This window comes from Aquiflexum sp. (genome assembly GCF_041749095.1).
GTDB lineage: Bacteria > Bacteroidota > Bacteroidia > Cytophagales > Cyclobacteriaceae > Aquiflexum.
The window spans coordinates 1-1,679 of sequence record NZ_JBGTCA010000513.1 but is presented as its reverse complement, the minus strand read 5'-3'; the positions used below and the strand labels follow the sequence as shown (position 1 = coordinate 1,679).

Annotated in this window: 2 protein-coding genes; both read right to left on the bottom strand. The window is 43.9% G+C overall.

Translation table 11 applies throughout. From position 1 onward, the window contains the following. Positions 1 to 1,308: GMC family oxidoreductase N-terminal domain-containing protein (locus ACEW8O_RS26955; RefSeq protein ID WP_373497027.1), on the bottom strand; the 1,308-nt coding region annotated here is incomplete at its 3' end. Then, positions 1,301 to 1,679 (bottom strand): gluconate 2-dehydrogenase subunit 3 family protein (locus ACEW8O_RS26950; RefSeq protein WP_373497026.1); only part of this gene is annotated, 379 nt, incomplete at its 5' end. The genes ACEW8O_RS26955 and ACEW8O_RS26950, both read right to left, overlap by 8 nt.

Below are 1,679 nucleotides of genomic sequence, written 5' to 3'. Positions count from 1 at the left end.
GGGTATAGTCTCTCCCATCATATGGGAACCCACACTCCAAGGCCCGTATTTATCAGGATTTAGTAAGTTCTCTTTCAGCTCCACGCCTACCCCGCTTTGGTCAGAATAGGTGCCCCGGTTGGCACTGAAGCCGGCAGCATATCCTCTTAGGAAATCTGTTTCCTGCTTGTGAAGATTACGGAACCTTGGAAAATATCCGGAAGTGGGTCTGCCTCCTTGTGTAGTATATTCCAAATGTCCTTCGTATTGGGCTGATACGCCTGCCCGGTAATTATGAAAAGCCACATATTTACCCAAAAGGCCATTGTCATTCCCCAATCCATTTGGAAATCGATTGGAAGTGGAATTGAGCAAAATCAAGTTGGTATTGAGTGCGGCGGCATTGACAAAGATGACATCGGCATAGTATTCTTCCATCTCTTTGGTATGAGCGTCCACAATTCTTACTCCCGTGGCTTTGCCTTTTTCCTCATCATAGATAATAGAATGAACTACGGCATCTGTCCGCATGGTCATATTTCCTGTTCTTTCCGCCCAAGGAATTGTGGAAGAGTTCGCAGAAAAATAACCTCCAAATGGACAGCCTCTTTGACAAAGGTTCCTGCTTTGGCATTTGGCCCTGCCCTGTTTGGCGTAGTAATCTAAGTTTCCTGTAATGTGTGCACACCGGGCCAAAATCATATGCCTATCGTTGCCATAGTGTTTTTTGAGTTGGTCGGCAAAATACTGTTCCACCACATTCAAAGGAAAGCCCGGCAAAAACTCCCCATCAGGCAAGTTTGAAAGTCCATCTTTGTTACCCGAAACCCCTACAAATTTCTCCACATGACTATACCAAGATGCAATGTCCTTGTACCTGATGGTCCAATCCACAGAAAAGACATCCCTTTCATGTCCTTCAAAGTCAATGTCTGAGATTCTTTGGACCTGCCTCGCCCATAGCAGTGATTTACCTCCAACCTGATAGCCACGGATCCAATCAAATGGCTTTTCCTGTACATAAGGATGCTCTTGGTCTTTCACAAAAAAATGCTGGGCATCTTCCCGGAATGCATAGCATCGGCTGACCACGGGATTTTCTTCCTGAACTTTCTGAGGAATCTGTCCCCTATGCTCAAATTCATAAGGAAGCATATTGGTGGTGGGGTAATCCTTGATATGCTTGACATCACGGCCTCTTTCGATGACCAGGGTTTTCACACCATTTTCACAGAGTTCCTTAGCCGCCCAACTTCCACTCATTCCAGAACCGATTACAATGGCCTGAAATGTTCTTTCTTTTATTGCGTCTATATTTAAATTAGCCATTGATTTTTTCGGGTTTAAGGTCGGCAATCAGGACATCTCCCTTGTATTCTCCGGGAATTAGGGAATAGGGTTTTACTTCGGTCTGCATATATTCAGATGCCATAAAACCTTGAATGGTGAAGCGTTTGGTCGTTTGTAGAAATTGCTTTATAGCTTGTAGGCTTTCTTCCTCAGTGGACAAACCTTCCAAGACCAAGGCTTCTCTTTCCGGTTGAGTCAATTTTTCAAATTTATTTCCCTTGGATCTTTTACTGAAATCATCAAAACCTTTTAGTCCTGACATAAAAGTTTGTTGTGCTTCTTTTTCCATGCAGTCATTGACCATAACCAGGATAAAGTCCTGCATTTCAATATCCGCGGCACCTTTCAGA